Genomic DNA, 21,492 nt, shown 5'->3' with positions numbered 1-21,492 from the left:
CAAACATGGAAAGACCTCATAATTTTAGCGCGGGACCTTGTATATTACCCCTTGAAGTTTTTGAAAAAGCTTCGCAGTCTGTCATAGATTTGGATGGTTCCGGGCTGTCTATCCTGGAGATTTCTCACAGAAGCTCAGCCTTTGTGGAGGTTATGGAAAAGGCCAGATCCCTGGCTCTGGAGCATTTGAATTTACAAAATAAAGGTTACAAGGCCCTATTTATGCAGGGTGGAGCAAGTATGCAGTTTTTGACAACAGCGTATAATCTTCTTGAAAAAAAAGCCGGTTACTTAGACACCGGAACCTGGGCTTCCAATGCCATTAAAGAAGCAAAAAACTTCGGTGAAATCGAAATTGTCGCCAGCTCAAAAGAAAGCAATTATAATTTTATCCCGAAAAATTACAGTATTCCCCAGGGCCTGGATTATATGCATTGCACGAGTAACAATACCATCTACGGAACTCAAATGAAGTCGTTTCCAGATTCGGATGAGACTCCACTCATCTGCGATATGAGCAGTGATATTTTTTCGAGAGACCTAGACTTCTCCCGGTTTGGACTTATATACGCCGGAGCTCAAAAGAATATGGGGCCTGCCGGAGCCACTCTTGTTGTCGTAAAAGAAGATATTTTAGGCAAGGTTTCCCGAACTATTCCATCGATGATGGATTACAAGTTATTCATCAAAAAAGAAAGCATGTTCAATACACCGCCTGTTTTCTCTGTGTATGTGTCGATGCTTACGCTGGAATGGCTATCTCGAAATGGTGGGGTTTCTGCCCAGGAGAAAAAGAATCGAGCGAAATCTGAACTGATCTATTCTGAAATTGATAGAAATTCACTTTTTGAAGGCTTTACCGGCAAAGAGGACCGATCTATGATGAACGCCACCTTCACCTTAAACGATGAGTCCTTAGCTTCAAGATTTGACGAGCTCTGGAAATCGGCTAACATCAACGGATTACATGGACACAGAAGCGTAGGTGGCTACAGGGCTTCCATGTATAACGCATTGCCCCTTGAAAGTGTAGAGGTCCTTGTCGATGTGATGAAGCATTTTGAAAAAACCCTATAAAAACCTTAGCATGAAATTATTAGCAACCGATGGCTTTTCTGATACCGGAACTCAACTTCTGGAAGAAGCTGGTCATGAGGTGATGATTAAAACCGTAGCCTCGAATCAGTTAACCAATTATATCAACACCAACCACATAGAAGGGCTCTTAGTAAAGAGCTCTACTCCTCTACCAAAGGCGGTGATCTCTGAAATGCCCTCGCTAAAACTTATAGGGAACTGCGATAGAAGCTCAGATCACATAGACCTGGATTTCGCCAAACAAAAAAACATCGAAGTTTTTCAGGCAGAACAGGCCTGGAGCAATAGCGTAGCTGAGCTTACCATAGCCCATCTTTTAAGCTGCATGAGGCACCTTAAGGATTCTAACCGGGAAATGCCCCTGGAGGGGGATCAGAACTTCAAAGCTTTGAAGCGATCTTTTTCTGGTGGCAGCGAACTAAAGGGCAAAACGATTGGCCTTATCGGTTTAGGCCGCGTTGGAGAGGAAGTGGCTAAAAAGGCGATTGCCTTAGGAATGCGGGTAAAATTCTATGATAAAAGCACAACATCTGCTGAACTAGAACTGGACTTTTATGATAAGCAGACTTTAAAATTTCAATTATCATCCTCATCATTTGATGAGATTTTGTCAACATCGGATGTCATTAGTCTTCATATTCCAAAAACGACTGCATACTTATTTGGAACAAAAGAGTTTCAGAAAATGAAGTCTACCGCTGGTATAATCAATACATCGCATGGTACATGTTTGGATGAAGTGGCTTTGGTTAAGGCATTAGACAACAATGACTTAAGCTTTGGGGCATTAGACGTTTTTGAAGATGAGCCACAACCCCCTATCCAACTGCTCATGAATCCTAAGTTGTCTCTGAGTCCGCATATTGGAGGAGCTACACAGGAAACTCAAGATCGAATTGCTAAAGAGCTTAGCAATCAAATCCTATCATTTTTGAATCAAAAAACATGAAAACATTTCTTTTAGGAATATTTTTATTGGCAGGTCATATTGTCTTTACACAAACACAAACAGGAAAGGCTTCCTTTTATTCTGATAAATTTGAAGGCAGACCAACGGCGAGTGGGGAAATTTACAAACACAGTTTAGCTACGGCTGCACATCGAACACTTCCTTTTGGGACTAAAGTAAAAGTTACAAATCTCAATAATTATAATACAGCTATTGTAAAGATTAACGACAGAGGACCTTTTATAAGGGGAAGGATTATAGATTTATCCAGGTCGGTAGCGAAATCCCTGGGAATTCTGGAAAGCGGAGTTACAGAAGTGAGAATTGAAGTCCTTGCAAAAGATACGCCAGTCTCTAAAGGAAGGGCGGAATACCAGGCTCCTCCGGCCGAAAACAAAAAAAAGCAACAAACTGAGCAAATGACTCAGGTTAAAAACAGTAAAGCTGAAGATTTTGAATCACTTCCTAAAGAGCAGGAAGAAACCAAGGACTATTATGAGCTTGATGTGAGCCTGGTCAAACCTGACTATTACGGGGTGCAAATTGCAAGTTTTCAGGAAAGTGATAATTTGCTGAAGCTGGTTCATAAGTTAAAGGCCAGTTATGCCAGTGAAATTCTGATCCAGGTTAAAAGCATAGACAAGGTAAAAGTTTACGCTATCATCCTGGGTCAGCATAGCACAAGACAGGAAGCTGAAGATTTCATGACTCAATTGCAGGATAAATATCCAGGCGCTTTTATTGTAGATATGCTCAGAAAGGATTAACTTAGGGAATGAAATATTTTTTAACGATTCTGGTCTTATCCCTTATTATCGCTTGTTCTGTTCAAAAACGAGAATCTAATCCCGAGTTTAAGGATTCTGACCTTAAAAATGATACGATTCGTATTGCCAATGATAGTCTGGAATATGAAATCATAATCCTGGAACCTGGCTTCAATGCGTGGCTTGCCACTCAAAAACCAAGAGGCTACTATGGACAGGATTATTTAGAGCAAAGAAATAGAATTTTCGTAGCCAATTATAACATAAGAGCTAATAATCCATCCCAGTATGGTCCGGATTTGTATCCTATGCAAATCAACTACGACTATAATGTGGATTACGGCTATGAAGTAAATTACCTGCTTTATAATTATTTCCTGTATTTTCAGGAGAAATATGGGCAGCGATTGCGATAAGCTTTTGTATTTTCGCGTCATGAAAAAATTAAAGGAACGCTGGGGCATACAATCCAACTTTCAATTGGTTATCATTTTTATAGTTTTCGCTATCACAGGGTCTCTGTCAGCCTATTTAGCTAAACCTGTTCTCGACTATATAGGACTCCACCGGGAGGTCTTTCCGGAGCATTTTTTTGGCGGTTCTATCTATTATTCTTTAAGAATATTACTGATTTTCCCTATTTATCAGGTGCTTTTAGTCGTAATAGGAACCTTATTTGGTCAAAATAAATTCTTTTGGAATTTTGAAAAGAAAATGCTTTCCAGACTTGGGTTTGGCTTTTTTTTTGATAAAAGCTAAATATATTTTTAATTTGTAAAAATATATTACATTCGCAAAAAACTATTTGACTTTGAATTTCAAACAAATAATAACTTTAGTCATATTCATGGTGTTCACAACGACCGTTGTTAATGCTCATGCGCTAAGTCATTTATTTGATAATGAGGATTTTTCAGCCGTAGAACTCTGTAAAACCTGTGATGAATATGTCCTGACCAATCAGGAGGATATTCATTTCATCACACCTGCTCTGCCGGAATTTACCTTTCAGGAATTCGAAAGTCAGATTGAATCCACAGTTTCGGTTTATAAAGTTTATCCAAAACGAGTCCGTAAATCTGGTAAGTATTACAATAAACCTCCCCCTTTTAAACTAGCCTAAAGTAGCTTTTACTCTTTATTTGTTTCTAGTTTAAACCCCAGTATATGTTTCAAAAGTTCAGTCTTTTGCTTTTTCTTGCATCTGCAAGTTCGTTTATTTTTGCCCAGGATTGCGATTTATCAATCTCAGGCCAGATTATCGACATCCATAATAACATGCCTCTTCAGTCAGCAGTGATTTCTATTGAAGGGACGAATACCGTTTCTTATACCGATGAAAACGGTTATTATGAATTCAAGGAATTGTGTGAAAGTCAACTGAGGCTCAAGGTCACCCATCCGTATTGTGTCTCTGCAACCAAAAGCATTAGGCTTGTCGAAGATACCCAAATCAACTTTCGACTGGAACACCATTTAGAAGAACTCAATGAAGTTTTACTTAAAGGCAAACTTTACAACGCTGATCTCAACTCATCCATTTCCAGCCAGATAAAAAGTGAAGAACTCGACAGATTCAGCAGTGCATCCCTTGGCGAAGCTTTGGAAAGCATCAGCGGAGTTTCTAGTCTCAATACGGGAAGTTCCATTGTAAAGCCTATCATACAAGGTCTTCATAGCTCTCGGGTTTTGATTATCAACGACAATGTTCGGCTTTATGATCAGCAATGGGGTGAAGATCATGCGCCCAATGTGGATATCAATTCGGCTGCAAACGTCACGGTCATTAAAGGGGCTTCAGCCTTAAAATATGGTGGGGATGCTATTGGAGGAGTCATCGTCGTAGAGCCCCGAAAGGCTCCAATAAAAGACACGCTGATGGGTAAAACCATATTGACCGGTGAAACCAATGGCCGTGGGGGAACCCTCTCATCCAGCCTGATTAAATCTAAAAGCAATGGATTCAACTACAGAATTCAAGGCAGTCTTAAAAGGCTGGGAGATTTAAGAGCCCCGGATTACCAATTGACCAATACAGGACAAAGAGAAAATAACCTGAGTTTAGGAATCGGGCTTAATAAAATCGATTACGGGATTGATTTCAGTTTTAAATTAACCAATACTGAGATTGGAATCCTCAGAGCTGCTCATATTGGAAATGCGAGAGATCTGGTGAATGCCATCAATAGGCAAGAGCCTTTTTATATAGACGATTTTTCATATACGATCAATAATCCCAAACAGGAGGTGACTCATCAAATCTACAAGCTCAACACCTTTAAAAAGATCAACAACATCGGTGAAGCCAGTCTTCAGTATTCCTTTCAAAATAATGACAGGTTAGAATTTGATGTAAGGCGTGGTGGACGAAGCGATTTGGCTGCTATGGATATGAATTTAAAGACCCATACTCTACTCGCTCAGCTGGAATGGACAGAAGTGAAGGATTTTAATTCAGAATTCGGCGCAGAGTTAAATGCACAAACCAATTTCAGTGATCCCAATACCGGCGTAAAGCGTCTAATTCCAGATTATGAGATGTATTCTGCTGGTGTATTTGCAAGCTCAATCTATGAGGTTAGTGAAAACTGGAAGATCGACGCAGGCTTCAGATATGACTTCAGCAACATCAATGCCGATAAGTTCTATTCGACATCCAGATGGCGAAATCTCAATTATAATCAACTGTACCCGGAATTTGAAGTGGAAGATTTTGGCAATCAGATTCTAACAAATCCAGTTTTTGATTATCACAATTTCTCAGGCACCATTGGCGCTACCCATATTTTTAAAAACGACTGGAAATTGATTTCCAATATCAGCTCAGCCAGCAGGGCTCCAAATCCTTCAGAATTATTTAGTGAAGGACTTCATCATAGCCTGGCCACCATAGAACTTGGAGAGCTCCAACTCGATTCAGAACAATCTTTGAAAACAGGACTGGAGTTACAGGGGAAAATCAACAATTTAGGCTTTAGCATTCAGCCCTATTACAACTATATCAAAGATTTTATTATTCTTGAACCCCGGGGAATAGAAACTACCATTCGAGGATCCTTTCCAGTATATGCTTACAGACAAACCAATGCCAGATTATTTGGTGTAGATGTGAGTGCCAGTTATACCTACCGAAACTTCGATTTACTGTCCAATTTCGCTTTTGTTGATGGCACTGATTTAGACAGAAATACGGCGCTTATCAATATGCCTCCTTTCAATTTGTCAAACACTCTGACCTACACTAAAGCCGAGTGGAAGAATTTTTATCTCTCTGTTAACAGCAAATTTGTGGCAGAACAACGTCTGTTTCCTGATAATAATTTTATTGCTGATATTGTAAATACCAGCACAGGAAACTTTGAAGAGGTTCTGGTCGATATAAGCACGCCACCAGAGGCCTATCATCTATTAAATTTTAGAAGCGGAATAGAATTCGATTTAAATTCAAACAGCTTAAGTATTGATCTTATCATCAATAATGTTCTCAATACGCGATACAGAGACTACCTCAATAGACTACGATTTTATGCCGATGAAGTTGGCACCAATGCTATGTTACAATTAAAATTCAACTATTAAAACAAAAAAACTATGAAAGCTATGAAATTATTAAGCTTAAGCCTTATTGCCTTATTAACCTTTAGTGCGTGTTCCAGTGACGATGATGCACCAGAACTAATCAATCAGGAAGAAGTCATCACTACCTTAAATGTGTATTTAACTCCGGAAGGAGGAACTGAGATGCTAGCATTTTCATACAATGATCTCGATGCAGACGGCCTCAATCCTGAAAAAACCACTATGCCCCTATCTGCCAATACTACTTATACCGGTCGAGTTGAATTTTTGAACAAACTTGAAGATCCAGCAGAAGATATTACAGTAGAAGTAAGAGAAGAAGGCAATGAACATCAGGTTTTTTATCTTCCATCTACTTCATTGGATTTAAACACCACTTATCTGGATACTGATGTTGATGGTAACCCTATCGGAGTTGAATTTAGATTACAAACCACAACTGTAAGCAATGGGATTTTAACCTTTATCCTTATTCATGATGGAAATAAATTCGCTGCTGGTGCCAGCGAAGGTATTTTATCGGATTCAGTCGGTGGAGAAACCGATATTGAAGCCACTTTCGATGTAACTATCCAGTAAAAAAAATAACAGGCCAACTTCAGCATTAAAAAAGCTATTCTTTGTATTCACTGCAACTTATGATTAAATGAGTCAGTTAGTGAAAATTAAGAATAGCTTTTTTATTGATATGAATTAAATAAACTGCTGTCTTTCTTTATCTCCCGGATTCCATACAAGGCAAGGAAGATTTTCTTATTTTAGTAAAAATAATTTCTATGACTTCAAGAGATGAGCAGCTTCTAAACATTCGACTAGAAGTGCCCAATGCCAAGATTGATGAAACTACCCTGAGTTTAGAATCTTTCCAAAATTCAACCTTAAGGCCCATTGCCAAATTTCAAAATGAGCTGATTCTATCGCTTTTTGAAAATTATATCGTGAGGTATAAAAATGTATTTCATAAACTCGGTGAGATGGAGAAACTTAATTATATCGAAAATACGGTAAAGAAAGATTCGAAGTTCAAAAACCTGTTAAGAGGCGTGTTTATAGGGTTTTTCACTATTGATGAGTATAAGTTTTATCACGAAAACTCTTCAGAAGTCAATAAAAGAATTATCAATCTGACCAAAGAACGTTTACAATCTCAACTTCACTATTTTGAAAAACAAAGTGCATAACACCTTAAAACAATTACATTACCCTAAAGCTTTAAAGCTGAAGCGTAAACCCATTCAGAACCAAATACCTGGAAAAATAACCTATGTTGGTGAAGAAACCTCGGAAGAAACGGTTATCAACGTCATCAGTTATAACGAAGAAAAAGTGGTGTATCATAACAATTGTTCTCTAGAAAAAGTCCATGAGCTGGTCACTCACGACAAAGAATTCCAACACTGGATAAATTTTATTGGGGTTCATGACGTTAAAAAACTGGCCGATCTTGGAAACTTACTGCAGATACATCCCCTTGTTTTAGAAGACATTGCCAACACCAAACAAAGACCAAAACTAGATGAGTTTGAGGATTACGTATTCTTTGCCCTCAAAATGATTTTTCATAATGATGCGGGCTTATTGATTAAAAATCACTTCGGGATTGTTTTCAATACATCCTATATCATTTCATTTCAACAGTCACAGGATAGCATTTTCAATTCCATTCGGGAACGAATTCACAATAAAGTGGGAAGAATTCGCATGCGAGGCACAGATTATCTTTTTTACGCGCTTATTGATGCGGTGGTAGATAATTACTATAATGTGACAGAAACGATTGAAGAAAAAACTGAAAATCTTGAAGACAGGATTCTCAAGGACGCGCATAATGCCTCAACCTCAGAAATTCAGTTGTTGAAACGTGAAATACTAAGTGTACGCAAGGCGATTTTTCCTGCCAAGGAACTTATAAGAAAGTTGCAGATTTCTAAACACGAGCTTTATGATCAGTCTACGAAAGCCTATTTAGCCGATTTATATGATCACATTTTGCAGGTAACTGAGAACGTTGACATTTACCGAGAGATTGTCTGGGGATTAATGGATATGTATATGAGTAGCCTGAGTAATAAAATGAATCAGGTGATGAAAGTGCTTACCATCATGTCTTCCATTTTCATACCACTCACCTTTATCGCCGGGGTTTACGGGATGAATTTCGAATTTATGCCTGAACTTGGATATAGACCCGCGTATTTTATCGTCTGGGGCGTTATGCTAGTAATGACTATAGCCTTAATCTACTTCTTTAAAAGAAAAAATTGGTTTTAAGGATTTATCAACTTCACCCTATTCAAAATTAAGCCTGAAGCCTGAGCTATGTGTTCAAGCTTGATTTTATTCCGTCCATCGATAATTGCTCTGAGCTCTTCAAGATCATATTTATGTCGGCCAAGATCGATTAAAGCGCCCATCATAAGTCGGATTTGCTGGCGTTTAAAGCCTTCTCCTACGACCTTTAAAACATAACTTAACTCCGGGAAAAAATTGGCGGTGTAAATTGAATTTTCACTGAGCTCACAAACATCAAGTTTTCCCTGGGTTTGAGTTTCAGGATTAGGACGAAACGCAAAAGAATAGAAGTCGTGCTCTCCTTCAAATAAAGCGGCTCCTTGTTTCATGAGTTCTATATCCAGGTCTTCCTGAAGATTCACCATAAAAGGGGCGCAAAACGGATGCATTTTCTCCTGTGTACAAAAAAAATAAAGGTATTCTTTGACTTTAGGATGCTGAATAATATTGAAATCTGCAGTGGTTTCTTCAATAGAAAGACATTTGATGTCCTGGGGGAGGTTTTTATTGAAAAGCTCTAAGAATATATCTAAATCCAGCTCGTCTTCATAGATGAATAGCTCCGCATAGGTCTGGTTTACTGAAACCATGGCATCGGTTCTGCCCGCTGCAATAACTTTAAACCGCTTGCCCTCCAGGATATAATTCAAGGTTTTGCTAAGCATATGCTCAACCGTCAAGACATCAGGCTGTTTTTGCCATCCGTGGTAGCGAAACCCTAAGTACTGAAGCTGAATAAGGTAATAAAAGCGTTTATACTGCATACAGGCAGACTTTTTCTATTTCTTGATCCTAAACTTTAAAATATCTTCAACGTCTTTAAGTTGGAAGCCTTTCTGCTGTAGTAAAATTAAGTAGTGAAACAACAAATCTGCGCTCTCATTCAAAAATAAATCATCATTGTCATCTTTTGCTTCGATGACAACTTCTACGGCCTCTTCCCCTACTTTTTGAGCAATTTTGTTGATGCCCTTTTCAAACAGACTGGCCACATAACTTTCGTCTGGTTTTCCTTCCGCTTTGCGCTGCCGGATCGTGTTTTCCAAGTGGGTTAAAAATCCAAACGTCGTTTCATTATCTTCTTTCCAGCAGGTATCCGTTCCGGTGTGACAGGTAGGTCCGTTGGGATGAACCTGAACGAGTAAGGTATCATTATCGCAATCCACCTGGATATCGACAAGGTCTAATGTATTTCCGCTTTCTTCTCCTTTAGTCCACAGTCTGTTCTTACTCCGGCTGTAAAATGTCACCAGTTTTGTATCCACTGTTTTTTTGTAGGCTTCTTCATTCATATAGCCTAGCATGAGAACATTTTTCGTCACCGCATCCTGAATAATGGCCGGAACTAAATTGTCTTTATTTTTATTGAAATCTATGGTCATAATTTATTTTTTATTCAAAACTATTGATTTTTTCTTCCCGAATCTTCAGGACTCAAAATGACAAGAGCCCTTAGAATAAGTTTTTCCTGATTATATTCTGATTGAAATACCCTTAGACTTCAATTCGTTTTTTAAGTCTGAAATTTCGATTTCCTTAAAGTGAAACACACTTGCTGCCAGTGCTGCATCTGCCTTCCCAAGTATAAACGTATCTTCAAAATGCTTTACATTTCCAGCACCTCCTGAAGCGATGATCGGAATGTGAAGTTCCTCTGATAATTTCGCCAGGGCTTCATTGGCAAAGCCGGCTTTGGTCCCGTCATGATCCATAGAGGTAAACAGAATTTCTCCAGCGCCCAGTTCCTGAACTTCTTTTGCCCATTCAAATAAGTCGATGTCTGTAGGCTGCTTTCCGCCTACCAGATGTACTTTCCAGTGGCCGTCTATCTGCTTGGCATCAATCGCTACCACCACACACTGAGACCCAAAACGCTTTGCCACTTCCGAAATTAATTTTGGGTTTTTCACTGCCGCAGAATTAATGGACACCTTATCGGCTCCGGACTTCAAAAGCAGAGCTACATCTTCTACGGAAGAAATACCTCCACCAACGGTAAACGGAATATTGATATGCTTAGCGATCTCTTCAACTAATTTTGCCAGGGTTTTCCGACGTTCTTCAGTAGCAGAAATATCCAGAAACACCAATTCATCAGCATAATTATCGGCATAGATTTTGGCTAATTCCACAGGATCCCCTGCATCTCGAAGTTCAACAAAATTGACACCCTTAACGGTCCGGCCATTTTTGATATCCAAACAAGGTATTATTCTTTTAGTGAGCAAAGTCTTTTTTTTTTAGTGTTCTAAAATAAATCTTTCCAATTCCTTTAAGCTGATTCTATTTTCATAAATGGCTTTTCCAATGATAACGCCTTCACAGCCAATTTCGTAAACATCCTCTAAATCCTGTAAACCTGAAATGCCGCCTGAGGCGATGAGTTTGAGCTCAGGATTATTTTGAAGTATAGAGACATAAAGATCTACCGAAGGTCCCTCTAACATGCCATCTTTAGATATATCTGTTGAAATAACGTATTCAATCCCTTCATCCACAAAGTCCCTGATAAACGTCTCAATATTAAGATCTGAGGATTCTTTCCAGCCTCCGGTGGCAATCTTTCCGTCTTTGGCATCGGCACCAAGAATGATTTTATGTGAACCAAATCTGGCCACCCAATCCAGAAACAGGGATTTGTTGGTGACAGCAATACTTCCTCCAGTTATTTGCTGAGCACCGCTTTCAAATGCGATTTGAAGATCTTTATCGGACTTCAATCCACCCCCAAAATCAATTTTTAAACGGGTATGCGTCGCAATGCTTTCAAGAATCTTATGATTCACGATGTGTTTTGACTTAGCGCCGTCCAGATCCACAAGATGCAAATATTCGATGCCACTGTCCTCAAAAGCCTTGGCGACTTCCAGTGGGTTTTCATTATACACCTTTTTGGTATCGTAATCCCCCTTGGAAAGCCTTACACACTGACCCTCAATGATATCTATCGCCGGTATTATTCTCATCTTCTTGTTGTTCGTTTATTGTTATTCGTTCTTAGTTTACAGTAAGTTTCAGCGCCTTTTCTTAGGCTCTAATTTCTTGTGCTGCTTACATTTTACTAAATACTATTTACTTATTACAATTGACTATAAAATTCTCCAAAACCTGTTCCCCTATTTGTCCTGACTTTTCAGGATGGAACTGAACGCCATAAAAATTATCTTTATGAAGGGCCACGCTATACTCTAAACCATAATCTGAAGTGGCTATGCTGTTATTGTAGGTTGGAACATAATAACTGTGAACCAGATACATATAGGAATTTTCCTCAACGCTTTTAAACAAGGCTGACTTTAAGTTGAAAATAGTATTCCAGCCCACCTGAGGAACTTTCAGGTTTGTATTGAATTTGACCACATTCACATCAAATATGCCTAAACCTTTCGTATCGCCTTCTTCACAGTGCTTACACATGAGTTGCATACCCAGGCAAATGCCTAAAACAGGCTGTTTCAGTTTGGGGATGAGCGTGTCCAAACCTGTTCGTCTCAGCATCTGCATAGCACTGCTGGCTTCGCCGACACCCGGAAAAATAACCCGGTCTGCAGCTTTAATTGTTTTGGCATCACTGGTCAATTCAGATTCGAATCCTAAACGCTGCAACGCAAATTCAATGCTTTTTACATTTCCCGCTCCGTAATCTATAATGGCTATTTTCATTTAAAGTTGTCCTTTTGTACTTGGTAAAATCATTTTTTCAGCGTCGCGCTTAACCGCCATCTTAATGGATTTAGCAAAGGCTTTGAAAATAGCTTCAATTTTATGATGCTCGTTATCCCCTTCAGCTTTTATGTTAAGATTACACCTGGCACCATCGGTAAAGGATTTAAAAAAGTGCAAAAACATTTCAGTAGGCATTTCACCGATTTTCTCTCGCTTAAATTCAGCATCCCAAACCAGCCAGTTTCTTCCACCAAAGTCTATAGCGACCTGGGCTAAGCTGTCGTCCATGGGCAAACAAAATCCATAGCGCTCAATACCGAGTTTGTTGCCTATAGCTTTGGCAAAAACTTCACCTAAAACAATAGCGACGTCTTCGATGGTGTGATGTTCATCCACTTCAAGATCACCTTTGGCGAGGAGTTCAATATCTATATGCCCATGTCTGGCGATTTGATCTATCATATGATCAAAAAAATGGATTCCGGTAGAGATATCACTTTTTCCTGTTCCATCCAGATTAATTCTGACCTCTATATCGGTTTCTTTGGTGGTTCGCTTAAGGCTTGCTGTCCTGGTTTCCAGTTTCAGGAAACTATAAATAACTTTCCAGGAATCTGTCCTTAAAGCGATATGGGTTTCCAGTTCAGATTGTGAATTTTCGGTTTCTCCTTCACCTAAATTGGTTTTGTTATCTATAAAAATACCTTTAGCCCCAAGGTTTTTAGCCAATTCTACATCGGTCATTCGATCGCCTATGACAAATGAATTTTCAAGATCATAGTCGGATTCGAAATACCTGGTCAGCAGTCCGGTTTTAGGCTTTCGTGTAGGCGCATTGTCTTCGGGAAAGGTTTTATCAATATACACATCTTCAAAGTGAACCCCTTCATTCTCGAAGGTATGCATGATGAAGTTTTGAACCGGCCAGAACGTGTTTTCAGGGTAAACATCAGTCCCTAGGCCATCCTGATTGGTAATCATTACCAACTCGTAATCTAGTTCTGCGGCGATTTTATGCATGTATGTAAATACCTCCGGGTAAAAATCTAACTTTTCAAAGCTATCGATTTGCTCATCGGCCGGTTCTTTGATAAGCGTTCCGTCTCTGTCTATAAATAAAACCTTTTTCATCTATTATTTTTTTTTAATGCGCTCACGTAAACTAAATCATTATGAATCCAGCTGTTTTAAAACCTTAATCAAGGTTTGATTCTGCTCTGGAGTTCCAACCGTGAATCTCAAACAATTTTCACAAAGATGCTGATTTGTTCGATTCCTGACTACTATTTTTTGCTCTAATAGTTGTTTGTACCTGTAATTGGCATCATCAACTTTACACAGTAAAAAGTTAGATTCAGAGGGATAAATATGTTGAATCCAGCTTATGGTTTTGAATGCTTCAGAAAGGAGTTCACGTTCAGATTTTACAATTTCTATCTGGAACAGGTAGGTTTCAAAACTTTGAATAACCTCCAGGGCCTTACTTTGACTCAACTGATTGATATTGTAAGGCGGTTTGATTTTATTGAGCACGGAGATGATGCGTTCACTGGCGAAGCACATTCCTACGCGAATGCCCGCATGTGCAAGGCCTTTTGAAAAGGTCTGCGTAATAATCAGATTGGGATAATCATTCAATTCTGAAATAAAAGAACTATTCGCGGCAAAATCAATATAGGCTTCGTCAATCACCACCAAACCGGAAAATTCATCCAATATGATTTTGATATCGTTGATCTGAAGAAGATTTCCAGAGGGATTGTTCGGCGAACAAATAAAAATCAATTTCGTCTGTTCTGTGATGGAAGAGCGTACGGCATCCACATCGATTTGAAACCCTTTTTTAAGCGGAACCGCTACTGTTTTAATGGCGTTGAGATTTGCCAAGACCTCATACATGCCATAGGTGGGTGGCATGGTGATAATTTCATCCTGATTAGGCTCACAGAAGGCTCTAAAAATCAAATCCAAAACTTCATCACTGCCGTTTCCAAGGATAATATTTTCTTTTGGAATCTGTTTGATGTCAGAAATTGCAGCTTTTAGCCGATGTTGATAAGGATCGGGGTATCGGTTATAGTCTGTATCAAAGGGGTTTTCATTGGCATCCAAAAACAGGAAGTCATCAGCAGCGGCATTGAATTCGTCCCGGGCAGAAGAATAGGCGGACATATTCTTCACATTTTCTCTTATCAGGTTATCTAAAATCATAGTCTTGTATTATTTATTCTCGACCTCATTTCTTCGCAAGGTCATCGCGTTTTTGTGAGCCTGCAAACCTTCGGCTTCTGCCATCAGCTCTACCGCTTCACCTATATTCCTAATTCCTTCCTCTGTTATTTTTTGATAGGTAATCGCTTTGTTGAAACTATCTAAATTTACACCGCTGTACTGCTTTGCATACCCGTTGGTAGGCAGGGTATGGTTGGTCCCGGAAGCGTAATCTCCCGCACTTTCCGGCGTATACTTCCCTATAAACACAGAGCCGGCATTATTGATATGTTCTACAAAATAATCATCGTTTTTAGTCGAAATGATAAAGTGTTCTGGTCCGTAAAAATCAATTAGTTCCAAAGCTGATGTCTGATCTTTTACCAGTACAAATTTCGAATTTTCTATCGCTTTGGTTGCCATCTCCTTTCTGGGAAGTTCTTTCAGCTGGTTTTCAATCGCTGTTTTCACCTTATCTATCGTAGCCTCATCCGTAGAAACCAAAACCACCTGGGAGTCAAAACCGTGCTCTGCCTGACTCAGCAAATCTGAAGCTACAAACTCCGGGTTAGCAGTTTCATCGGCCACAACCAGAAGTTCAGATGGACCAGCGGGCATATCAATAGCCACATCAAAGGTTGTAGCGACTTGTTTCGCAACGGTCACATACTGGTTCCCCGGTCCAAAGATTTTATAAACCTTAGGAATGGTTTCTGTTCCAAAGGTCATGGCACCAATCGCCTGTATACCCCCCACTTTGAATACTTTATCAATGCCGCAAAGCTTTGCTGTATATAAGGTAACGGGATTGATATTACCTTGCTTATCCGGTGGTGTGCATAACACAATTTCATTACAACCGGCAATTTTGGCAGGGACAGCCAGCATAAGAATGGTGGAAAATAAGGGTGCCGTTCCCCCCGGGATATATAAGCCTACTTTTTGAATGGGTTTTTTGGTCTGCCAGCAGGTTACACCTGGCTGAGTTTCCACTTTCACAGGCTCCGTTTTCTGAGCTTCATGAAACTTATGAATATTTGATTTGGCAAGTTGAATCGCAGATTTTAACGGATCAGAAACCTGGCTTTGTGCCTGGTCGATTTCTTCAGCGCTAACCTCAAAGCTTTTTAAATCTACCCCGTCAAACATACTGGTGTACTTCAGGACAGCCTGATCTCCACCCTGTTGTATGTTTTTGAAAATATCATCGACGGTGTTTTCGATGTCTTTAAATGTTCGGGTAGGCCGTTTCAATAACTCATTCCAGTCCTCTTTCTTCGGAAATTGTATGGTTTTCATTATAAGATCATTTTTTCGATTGGACTTACAAGAATACTCTCAGCTCCGGCTGATTTCAGCTCGTCTATTATTTCCCAAAATTTTTCCTGCTGAAGAACTGTATGCACAGAACTCCAGTTGGTTTCTGCCAGCGGCATTACCGTTGGACTCTTCATTCCTGGTAAAATTTTGATGATTTCATCAAGTTTGTCATTAGGGGCATTCAGCAGCACGTATTTGGAATTTTCAGCTCTCAGTACCGCATCAATTCTAAACAGGAGTTTGTCTAAGATGTGTTGCTTTTCAGCTGTTAGACTTGGTGAACTCGCCAAAACAGCTTCACTGTTTAAAATAACATCAGACTCTTTTAGGTTATTTTTGAAAAGCGTACTCCCGCTGGATACGATATCACATATAGCATCCGCCAGACCGATATTTGGTGCGATCTCTACCGAGCCTGTAATCAGGTGAATGTTTGCCTTAACGCTGTGTTTGTCAAGATACTTTTGAAGCGTGTTTGGATATGAGGTAGCGATTTGCTTGCCCTCGAGGTCTTTGACACTTTTCATTTCAGATTGCTTTGGTATAGCAAGAGAGACTTTGCATTTTGAAAATCCCAGCCTTTTTTGAATGATTAGGTCTTCTCCTTTCTCGTGGAGCAGATTCTCACCTAGAATAGCCAGGTCGGCAATGCCATCTCTTAAATACTGAGGGATATCTCCGTTCCTTAAGTAATAGATTTCAAGCGGAAAATTGGAAGCATCTACTTTCAATTGATCTCTCCCATTATTGATAGAAATTCCGCAGTCTTTTAAAATCTTTAATGATTCCTCATTAAGTCGACCAGATTTTTGAATAGCAATTCTTAATTTTTCCATGTTAAATTCTTCAAATTTTTAAAATAAAAAACCCGTTAAAGCTTTTGGCTCAAACGGGTATTGTATATGTGTTAAATTCTACATATTACATTCCAACCGCTTTGAGCGAGCTAGGTAAATAATGATGTAGAGTATGTAACTTCATTGCTGTGCAAATTTAAACTAATTATTGTATTCTTAAAACGCTTTTTAGCTTTTAAGAGAAAATTAATTGTTGCCTAAGATGATTGGCAATCCTTCTTTTCCAGATCCTATCACAATAACTTTTGCATTTTCGGATTTTGATAACTCAACAGTAGCTTGAATTCCTTTCTCTCTTAAAATCTTATCAGAAAGTGAAGCATCCAAAATTCTGTTGGCTCTGGCCTTACCTTCAGCTTCAATTTCCTGACGACGTTTCTCTTTGGTCGCTTTTTCTAGACGAAATTCATACTCCAAAGATTCCTGTTCCTGCTTCAGTTTTCTTTCAATAGCCTGCTTAATTGTAGGTGGAAGAGAAACATCTCTAACAAGAATTCTGTTTACCTGTACGTACTGATTTTTCAACAATTGCTGAGTTTCATCATACATTTCATTTTGAATAGACTCTCTTTTTTGAGCATATAGCTCTTCAGGCTTGTAACGTCCAACAACAGATCTTGTGGCGGATCTCACCGCAGGCTGAATTAACCTGGAGATATAATCTTCACCTCTTTCCTTGTGTAGTAATCCCAGTTGGTCATAAGTGGGTTCAAACCAAATGGTAGCATCCAGTTTAATATCCAGTCCGTTTGAAGATAAAACTTGCATAGACTCGTCTATGGTTTGTTGTCTCACTTCATAAATAAACACTGTGTTCCAGGGAGCTACAATATGAAATCCTTCTTTCATAGGGGCTTCATCGGTCACAACACCTCCACCAAAACGTTTAAATAAAACTCCAGCTTCACCCGAGTTGATATTTACAGTAGAGTTAGAAATAAAAATGATGGCGATAACAACAACTATTATGATTGGTACAATCGCTTTAGGTAATCTTTCCATGATAATAAAATTTAAATTAGGCCTTTATATTTTCTAAAAAGCCATTCTAAACTCAAAGTTAAAGCTAATAAAAGGATAAGCCATTCAAAATTGATTAAACTATCTGATTTTTTGATAGATTTTTGAATTGGTTTAGGCTTCTGTGCTTTTAAATCTGAAATCAATTTTGTTCGGTTAGCAAAGGCGTAAAGATTATCATTGGATACGAGTTTGCTTAGGCTTTGAATATCCGCGTTCATCGATTGCATTTCACTTGAATACTCCAAGACTTGGAATTGCCCCTCCTTTGACGGTTCAACTTCATTACTTTGAATTTTATAGGAATAAAACCCGGGTTCCAGTTTTGACAAATCAAAACTATAGGCCTCCTCGTCTTTTAATAATCTGAAGGCTTCCACCTGCCCCGAATCAATATTTTCGAGTGTTATGTCAAAGTTAAATCGCGTATCACTCTCAAAGTTTTCATTGTAATACTTAACTTTTATGAATTGATTTTCTCCCGAACTGATAACAGGTTCCACATCAACGCTAAGCTTGTTTTTGGATTTGGACTGGGCTAAAAACTGAATGATTCTCTGGAAAGCCTGGTCAAACTTAGTGAACGATGCATTTTCCAGATAGTGCTTTGCCCTCCACTTCCAGAGGTTTTCACCAAACAAAACGGATTGCTTGACCTGATCTGTATTGAAAATCCATAAGGGGGAGTCTACAGCAATTCCATTCATTTGCTTGCCTAATAGTGTTGAATAGGTTGTGTTGAACTGTATATCCCCAAACTTATCTTTAAGCGGCGGGTAGATATCAATATTCAAATCCTTGACAAGGAATAAGCTAAAATCGGGATTTAACACCGGAGCATACTCTTCCGTAGAGGAGATCACTTCTTTTTGAAAGCCAAGATTTAAACTGTTCAACAGGCTGTAATCCGTATGTGAACCTCCAATAATGAGGTGATTTATTGTATTTTTCTTAGCCTGACGAATTAAATTCCGGAATGACGCCTGAGGCTGATAGAAAATAACTAAATCGTACTCTGAAATCGTACTGACTTCCTCCGTGGTTTTGTAAACCAATTCCAAATCTTTATCAGATTCCAGTACCCTGTTGAAAAAACCAATATCCGGATGCAGAAAATCTGACACCAGGAGTATTCTGGATCTTGAATCTATAACCTCTACAGAAACTGTTTTTTGATTATTGAGTGGGTTTATTTCTTCTGAAAGAGGCTCTAACTCCACGTTTAAGACCTTCATTCCAACAGGTTCAGCCGTAAGGATAAATTCAGTTTTTACAGAACTTTTAGAGGGAATTTCAAGCGTTTTTTGGGCTAAAACAGTACCATTCTCACTTAGGCTTAAGGTTTGGCTAGTGGGCTGAGCCGTGTTTTGACTAACAAAAATTTCAACCGGAAACTTATTTTTGAAATAAGCATAGGTATTGAGATTGATCAAATCTATTTTAGAATCAATAAAGCGCGTTGTATCTCCAATAATCAAAACATCCGCATAGAGTTTGGAATTGAAAGCGTTGAAATTATAGTCTTTACCCAAGGTTTGATTACCATCGGTGATCAGCACAAAGGAGGTTTCTGGTTCTTTTAGGGTATTCGCATAATCGATGACTTTTGAAATATCGGTAGACGTTTCAGAAAAAGACAGGCTGTCTGAAAGGGAACTTAAGCCTGATCCAAACTTTAAAAAGTTTAGATCATAACTTTCGTTTAAGCCTTCATCACTCTTCAGTTGCTCAAACAGAGCATTGAGTTCTGAAGGGGCTGCGACCTGTTTTACAGATTCTGAATTATCGAAAGCAAAAATCAGTTTTGGCTTGTCAAGGCTATACTGTGTAGCCTCGATTTCCGGATTGATGAGTAAAAGTCCCAGCAAAAAAAAAGACAAAAATCTAAAGAGTGCGAGAACTCTTTGAGTTTTGTCTTTGCGTATATTTCGATATAAGACCAAGGTCAAACCCAATGCACATGCAGAATTTAAAAAAAGCAATAGCAAAAGTTGACTTGTCATCATTCGTTGTTAGGTTAACATCCCACCATCTACACTTAAGGTTTGTCCGGTGATATAAGAACTCATGTCACTTGCAAGGAAAACGCAGGCATTGGCAATATCTTCAGGCTGTCCACCGCGTTTTAATGGAATGGCTTGCCTCCAGCCCTCTACGGTCTTCTCGTCAAGTTTTTCGGTCATTTCGGTCTCTATAAAACCAGGGGCGACCACATTGGAGCGGATATTTCGGGATCCAAGTTCTAAAGCTACAGATTTGGAAAACCCAATAATTCCGGCCTTGGAAGCAGAATAGTTGGCCTGACCCGCATTACCTTTTATTCCGACAACAGAACTGATGTTGATGATACTGCCGTGTCTTTGTTTTAACATAGGTCTTAAAACTGCCTTAGTCAGGTTGAAGACAGAATTCAGATTGACTTTGATCACCTGATCAAAATCCTCTGCACTCATTCGCATCAGTAAATTGTCCTTGGTAATCCCCGCATTGTTTATCAATACATCTATGCTGCCAAAGTCTTTAAGGATATCCTCAGCCAGTTTCTGGGCCTGATCAAAATCGGAAGCGTCAGATTGATAGGCTTTTGCCTGAACACCAAAGGTTTTTAAGTGATCTTCCAGTTCCTGAGCCGAACTTGAAGACGAATTGTATGTAAAAGCGACATTGGCTCCATGCTTTGCAAAAACTTCGGCAATGCCTTTGCCAATTCCACGGCTGCCTCCTGTAATAATTACATTTTTTGAATCGAGTAGTTTCATATAGCTTCAGATTTATGTATAAAAAAGCCCTTGATCAATAACCAAAGGCTTTAAAATATAGTATTATTTAGATAAGACTTCTGCTACTTTTTTGCCGATTTCCGCAGGAGAATCTACAACGTGTATTCCAGAATCCTTTAAGATTTTTTTCTTTGCCTGAGCCGTATCTTCACTTCCGCCTACAATGGCACCAGCATGTCCCATGGTTCTTCCGGCAGGAGCAGTTTCACCAGCGATAAAACCAATGACAGGTTTTTTACTGCCGCTTTCTTTGTACCATTTTGCAGCCTCGGCTTCCAATTGACCGCCAATTTCTCCAATCATAACGACACATTCGGTCTCTGAATCATTAACCAGCAATTCAACTGCATCTTTGGTTGTGGTTCCAATAATAGGATCTCCGCCAATTCCAATAGCCGTTGTGATGCCAAATCCTTCTTTCACCACCTGGTCAGCAGCTTCATAGGTCAGTGTTCCGGATTTGGAAACAATACCTACTGTCCCTTTTTTGAAAACAAAACCTGGCATAATACCAACTTTAGCTTCACCCGGAGTGATTACACCAGGACAGTTAGGGCCTATAAGTCTGCAGTCTTTGCTTTTAATGTAATTTGAAGCCTTGATCATATCCTTCACTGGAATTCCTTCCGTAATGGTGATAATGACTTTGATTCCGGCATCTGCAGCTTCCATGATCGCGTCTGCAGCAAAAGCTGGGGGAACAAAAATGATCGTCGTATCTGCATCTACTTTTTCAACAGCATCTGCAACTGTATTGAAAACCGGTTTTCCCAAATGTTCGGTTCCACCTTTTCCAGGAGTTACACCACCAACGATGTTAGTTCCATAATCAATCATTTGTTCAGCGTGAAAAGAGCCTTCACTCCCTGTAAATCCTTGAACAATTATTTTTGAATCTTTATTAACTAAAACGCTCATAAGTTTGTTTAATTTTTGTTCAACAAAAGTAATTTT

23 protein-coding genes are annotated in these 21,492 nt (G+C 39.1%); 10 read left to right on the top strand and 13 right to left on the bottom strand.

Annotated features, from left to right (window positions below):
* Positions 1-5 precede the first annotated feature (5 nt).
* From serC to corA, 10 genes are all read left to right on the top strand, one after another.
* Positions 6-1,076, top strand: coding sequence for a 3-phosphoserine/phosphohydroxythreonine transaminase (serC, locus tag G3567_RS09010; RefSeq protein ID WP_164004999.1), 1,071 nt, complete (start codon positions 6-8; stop codon positions 1,074-1,076).
* Positions 1,077-1,086: 10 nt separating this feature from the next.
* Positions 1,087-2,046, top strand: a complete 960-nt coding sequence (locus G3567_RS09005) for an NAD(P)-dependent oxidoreductase (RefSeq protein ID WP_164004998.1) — start codon at positions 1,087-1,089, stop codon at positions 2,044-2,046.
* On the top strand, positions 2,043-2,813 hold the full coding sequence (locus G3567_RS09000; protein ID WP_164004997.1) for a septal ring lytic transglycosylase RlpA family protein: 771 nt from the start codon (positions 2,043-2,045) through the stop codon (positions 2,811-2,813). The genes G3567_RS09005 and G3567_RS09000 overlap by 4 nt, the downstream gene beginning before the upstream one ends.
* A gap of 8 nt (positions 2,814-2,821) precedes the next feature.
* The gene (locus G3567_RS08995; protein ID WP_164004996.1) at positions 2,822-3,229 is read left to right on the top strand and encodes a DUF6146 family protein; all 408 of its coding nucleotides are present in this window, start codon (positions 2,822-2,824) and stop codon (positions 3,227-3,229) included.
* Positions 3,230-3,248: 19 nt separating this feature from the next.
* Positions 3,249-3,572 (top strand): DUF6787 family protein, encoded by a 324-nt coding sequence (locus tag G3567_RS08990; RefSeq protein ID WP_164004995.1) that lies wholly within the window; start codon positions 3,249-3,251, stop codon positions 3,570-3,572.
* 52 nt (positions 3,573-3,624) lie between these two features.
* Positions 3,625-3,936, top strand: a complete 312-nt coding sequence (locus G3567_RS08985) for a hypothetical protein (protein WP_164004994.1) — start codon at positions 3,625-3,627, stop codon at positions 3,934-3,936.
* A 44-nt stretch (positions 3,937-3,980) separates the two neighbouring features.
* Entirely contained in the window at positions 3,981-6,392 is a 2,412-nt protein-coding gene (locus G3567_RS08980; RefSeq protein WP_164004993.1) for a TonB-dependent receptor, read from the top strand.
* Positions 6,393-6,413: 21 nt separating this feature from the next.
* Positions 6,414-6,971 carry a type 1 periplasmic binding fold superfamily protein gene (locus G3567_RS08975; RefSeq protein WP_235923532.1) on the top strand — a complete coding sequence of 186 codons (558 nt, stop codon included), beginning with the start codon at positions 6,414-6,416 and terminating at the stop codon, positions 6,969-6,971.
* A gap of 197 nt (positions 6,972-7,168) precedes the next feature.
* Entirely contained in the window at positions 7,169-7,573 is a 405-nt protein-coding gene (locus tag G3567_RS08970) for a glyoxalase (protein ID WP_164004991.1), read from the top strand.
* Entirely contained in the window at positions 7,554-8,663 is a 1,110-nt protein-coding gene (gene corA, locus G3567_RS08965; RefSeq protein ID WP_164004990.1) for a magnesium/cobalt transporter CorA, read from the top strand. The genes G3567_RS08970 and corA overlap by 20 nt, the downstream gene beginning before the upstream one ends.
* On the opposite strand, the gene G3567_RS08960 is transcribed toward corA, so the two are convergent.
* From G3567_RS08960 to sucD, 13 genes are all read right to left on the bottom strand, one after another.
* A complete protein-coding gene (locus tag G3567_RS08960; RefSeq protein WP_164004989.1) occupies positions 8,660-9,448 on the bottom strand; it encodes a tRNA pseudouridine synthase A in 789 nt (262 codons plus the stop codon). The two genes, corA and G3567_RS08960, sit on opposite strands and share 4 nt — an antisense overlap.
* A gap of 15 nt (positions 9,449-9,463) precedes the next feature.
* Entirely contained in the window at positions 9,464-10,066 is a 603-nt protein-coding gene (hisIE, locus tag G3567_RS08955; RefSeq protein ID WP_164004988.1) for a bifunctional phosphoribosyl-AMP cyclohydrolase/phosphoribosyl-ATP diphosphatase HisIE, read from the bottom strand.
* Between the two features lie 90 nt (positions 10,067-10,156).
* Positions 10,157-10,912: an imidazole glycerol phosphate synthase subunit HisF gene (hisF, locus tag G3567_RS08950; RefSeq protein ID WP_164004987.1), complete on the bottom strand. Its 756-nt coding sequence runs from the start codon at positions 10,910-10,912 to the stop codon at positions 10,157-10,159.
* 12 nt (positions 10,913-10,924) lie between these two features.
* The gene (gene hisA, locus G3567_RS08945) at positions 10,925-11,650 is read right to left on the bottom strand and encodes a 1-(5-phosphoribosyl)-5-[(5-phosphoribosylamino)methylideneamino]imidazole-4-carboxamide isomerase (protein WP_164004986.1); all 726 of its coding nucleotides are present in this window, start codon (positions 11,648-11,650) and stop codon (positions 10,925-10,927) included.
* 106 nt (positions 11,651-11,756) lie between these two features.
* Complete coding sequence (gene hisH / locus G3567_RS08940; RefSeq protein ID WP_164004985.1) at positions 11,757-12,347, bottom strand: imidazole glycerol phosphate synthase subunit HisH; 591 nt, start codon at positions 12,345-12,347, stop codon at positions 11,757-11,759.
* Complete coding sequence (hisB, locus tag G3567_RS08935) at positions 12,348-13,481, bottom strand: bifunctional histidinol-phosphatase/imidazoleglycerol-phosphate dehydratase HisB (protein ID WP_164004984.1); 1,134 nt, start codon at positions 13,479-13,481, stop codon at positions 12,348-12,350.
* 39 nt (positions 13,482-13,520) lie between these two features.
* Complete coding sequence (gene hisC, locus G3567_RS08930) at positions 13,521-14,561, bottom strand: histidinol-phosphate transaminase (RefSeq protein WP_164004983.1); 1,041 nt, start codon at positions 14,559-14,561, stop codon at positions 13,521-13,523.
* A 9-nt stretch (positions 14,562-14,570) separates the two neighbouring features.
* Complete coding sequence (gene hisD / locus G3567_RS08925; RefSeq protein ID WP_164004982.1) at positions 14,571-15,860, bottom strand: histidinol dehydrogenase; 1,290 nt, start codon at positions 15,858-15,860, stop codon at positions 14,571-14,573.
* Complete coding sequence (gene hisG / locus G3567_RS08920; protein ID WP_164004981.1) at positions 15,860-16,717, bottom strand: ATP phosphoribosyltransferase; 858 nt, start codon at positions 16,715-16,717, stop codon at positions 15,860-15,862. The genes hisD and hisG overlap by 1 nt, the downstream gene beginning before the upstream one ends.
* 207 nt (positions 16,718-16,924) lie before the next feature.
* Entirely contained in the window at positions 16,925-17,740 is an 816-nt protein-coding gene (locus tag G3567_RS08915; RefSeq protein ID WP_164004980.1) for a prohibitin family protein, read from the bottom strand.
* Positions 17,741-17,751: 11 nt separating this feature from the next.
* Positions 17,752-19,764: a hypothetical protein gene (locus G3567_RS08910; protein ID WP_235923531.1), complete on the bottom strand. Its 2,013-nt coding sequence runs from the start codon at positions 19,762-19,764 to the stop codon at positions 17,752-17,754.
* A gap of 6 nt (positions 19,765-19,770) precedes the next feature.
* A complete protein-coding gene (fabG, locus tag G3567_RS08905) occupies positions 19,771-20,517 on the bottom strand; it encodes a 3-oxoacyl-[acyl-carrier-protein] reductase (protein WP_164004979.1) in 747 nt (248 codons plus the stop codon).
* A 63-nt stretch (positions 20,518-20,580) separates the two neighbouring features.
* Positions 20,581-21,456: a succinate--CoA ligase subunit alpha gene (gene sucD, locus G3567_RS08900; RefSeq protein ID WP_164004978.1), complete on the bottom strand. Its 876-nt coding sequence runs from the start codon at positions 21,454-21,456 to the stop codon at positions 20,581-20,583.
* Positions 21,457-21,492 lie beyond the last annotated feature (36 nt).

Origin of the sequence: Psychroflexus aurantiacus, assembly GCF_010820555.1 — a bacterium.
Lineage (GTDB): Bacteria > Bacteroidota > Bacteroidia > Flavobacteriales > Flavobacteriaceae > Psychroflexus > Psychroflexus aurantiacus.
Note: the sequence above shows the minus strand (reverse complement) of the source record. Positions and strands in the feature narration are given on the sequence as shown.

Excerpts from the sequence above, each read along its gene's own strand:
- serC (WP_164004999.1), top strand. The coding sequence starts at position 6 with ATGGAAAGACCTCATAATTTTAGCGCGGGACCTTGTATATTACCCCTT.
- G3567_RS09005 (WP_164004998.1), top strand. The coding sequence starts at position 1,087 with ATGAAATTATTAGCAACCGATGGCTTTTCTGATACCGGAACTCAACTT.
- G3567_RS09000 (WP_164004997.1), top strand. The coding sequence starts at position 2,043 with ATGAAAACATTTCTTTTAGGAATATTTTTATTGGCAGGTCATATTGTC.
- G3567_RS08995 (WP_164004996.1), top strand. The coding sequence starts at position 2,822 with ATGAAATATTTTTTAACGATTCTGGTCTTATCCCTTATTATCGCTTGT.
- G3567_RS08990 (WP_164004995.1), top strand. The coding sequence starts at position 3,249 with ATGAAAAAATTAAAGGAACGCTGGGGCATACAATCCAACTTTCAATTG.
- G3567_RS08980 (WP_164004993.1), top strand. The coding sequence starts at position 3,981 with ATGTTTCAAAAGTTCAGTCTTTTGCTTTTTCTTGCATCTGCAAGTTCG.
- G3567_RS08975 (WP_235923532.1), top strand. The coding sequence starts at position 6,414 with ATGAAATTATTAAGCTTAAGCCTTATTGCCTTATTAACCTTTAGTGCG.
- G3567_RS08970 (WP_164004991.1), top strand. The coding sequence starts at position 7,169 with ATGACTTCAAGAGATGAGCAGCTTCTAAACATTCGACTAGAAGTGCCC.
- G3567_RS08960 (WP_164004989.1), bottom strand. The coding sequence starts at position 9,448 with ATGCAGTATAAACGCTTTTATTACCTTATTCAGCTTCAGTACTTAGGG.
- hisIE (WP_164004988.1), bottom strand. The coding sequence starts at position 10,066 with ATGACCATAGATTTCAATAAAAATAAAGACAATTTAGTTCCGGCCATT.
- hisA (WP_164004986.1), bottom strand. The coding sequence starts at position 11,650 with ATGAGAATAATACCGGCGATAGATATCATTGAGGGTCAGTGTGTAAGG.
- hisH (WP_164004985.1), bottom strand. The coding sequence starts at position 12,347 with ATGAAAATAGCCATTATAGATTACGGAGCGGGAAATGTAAAAAGCATT.
- hisB (WP_164004984.1), bottom strand. The coding sequence starts at position 13,481 with ATGAAAAAGGTTTTATTTATAGACAGAGACGGAACGCTTATCAAAGAA.
- hisC (WP_164004983.1), bottom strand. The coding sequence starts at position 14,561 with ATGATTTTAGATAACCTGATAAGAGAAAATGTGAAGAATATGTCCGCC.
- hisD (WP_164004982.1), bottom strand. The coding sequence starts at position 15,860 with ATGAAAACCATACAATTTCCGAAGAAAGAGGACTGGAATGAGTTATTG.
- hisG (WP_164004981.1), bottom strand. The coding sequence starts at position 16,717 with ATGGAAAAATTAAGAATTGCTATTCAAAAATCTGGTCGACTTAATGAG.
- G3567_RS08915 (WP_164004980.1), bottom strand. The coding sequence starts at position 17,740 with ATGGAAAGATTACCTAAAGCGATTGTACCAATCATAATAGTTGTTGTT.
- G3567_RS08910 (WP_235923531.1), bottom strand. The coding sequence starts at position 19,764 with ATGATGACAAGTCAACTTTTGCTATTGCTTTTTTTAAATTCTGCATGT.
- fabG (WP_164004979.1), bottom strand. The coding sequence starts at position 20,517 with ATGAAACTACTCGATTCAAAAAATGTAATTATTACAGGAGGCAGCCGT.
- sucD (WP_164004978.1), bottom strand. The coding sequence starts at position 21,456 with ATGAGCGTTTTAGTTAATAAAGATTCAAAAATAATTGTTCAAGGATTT.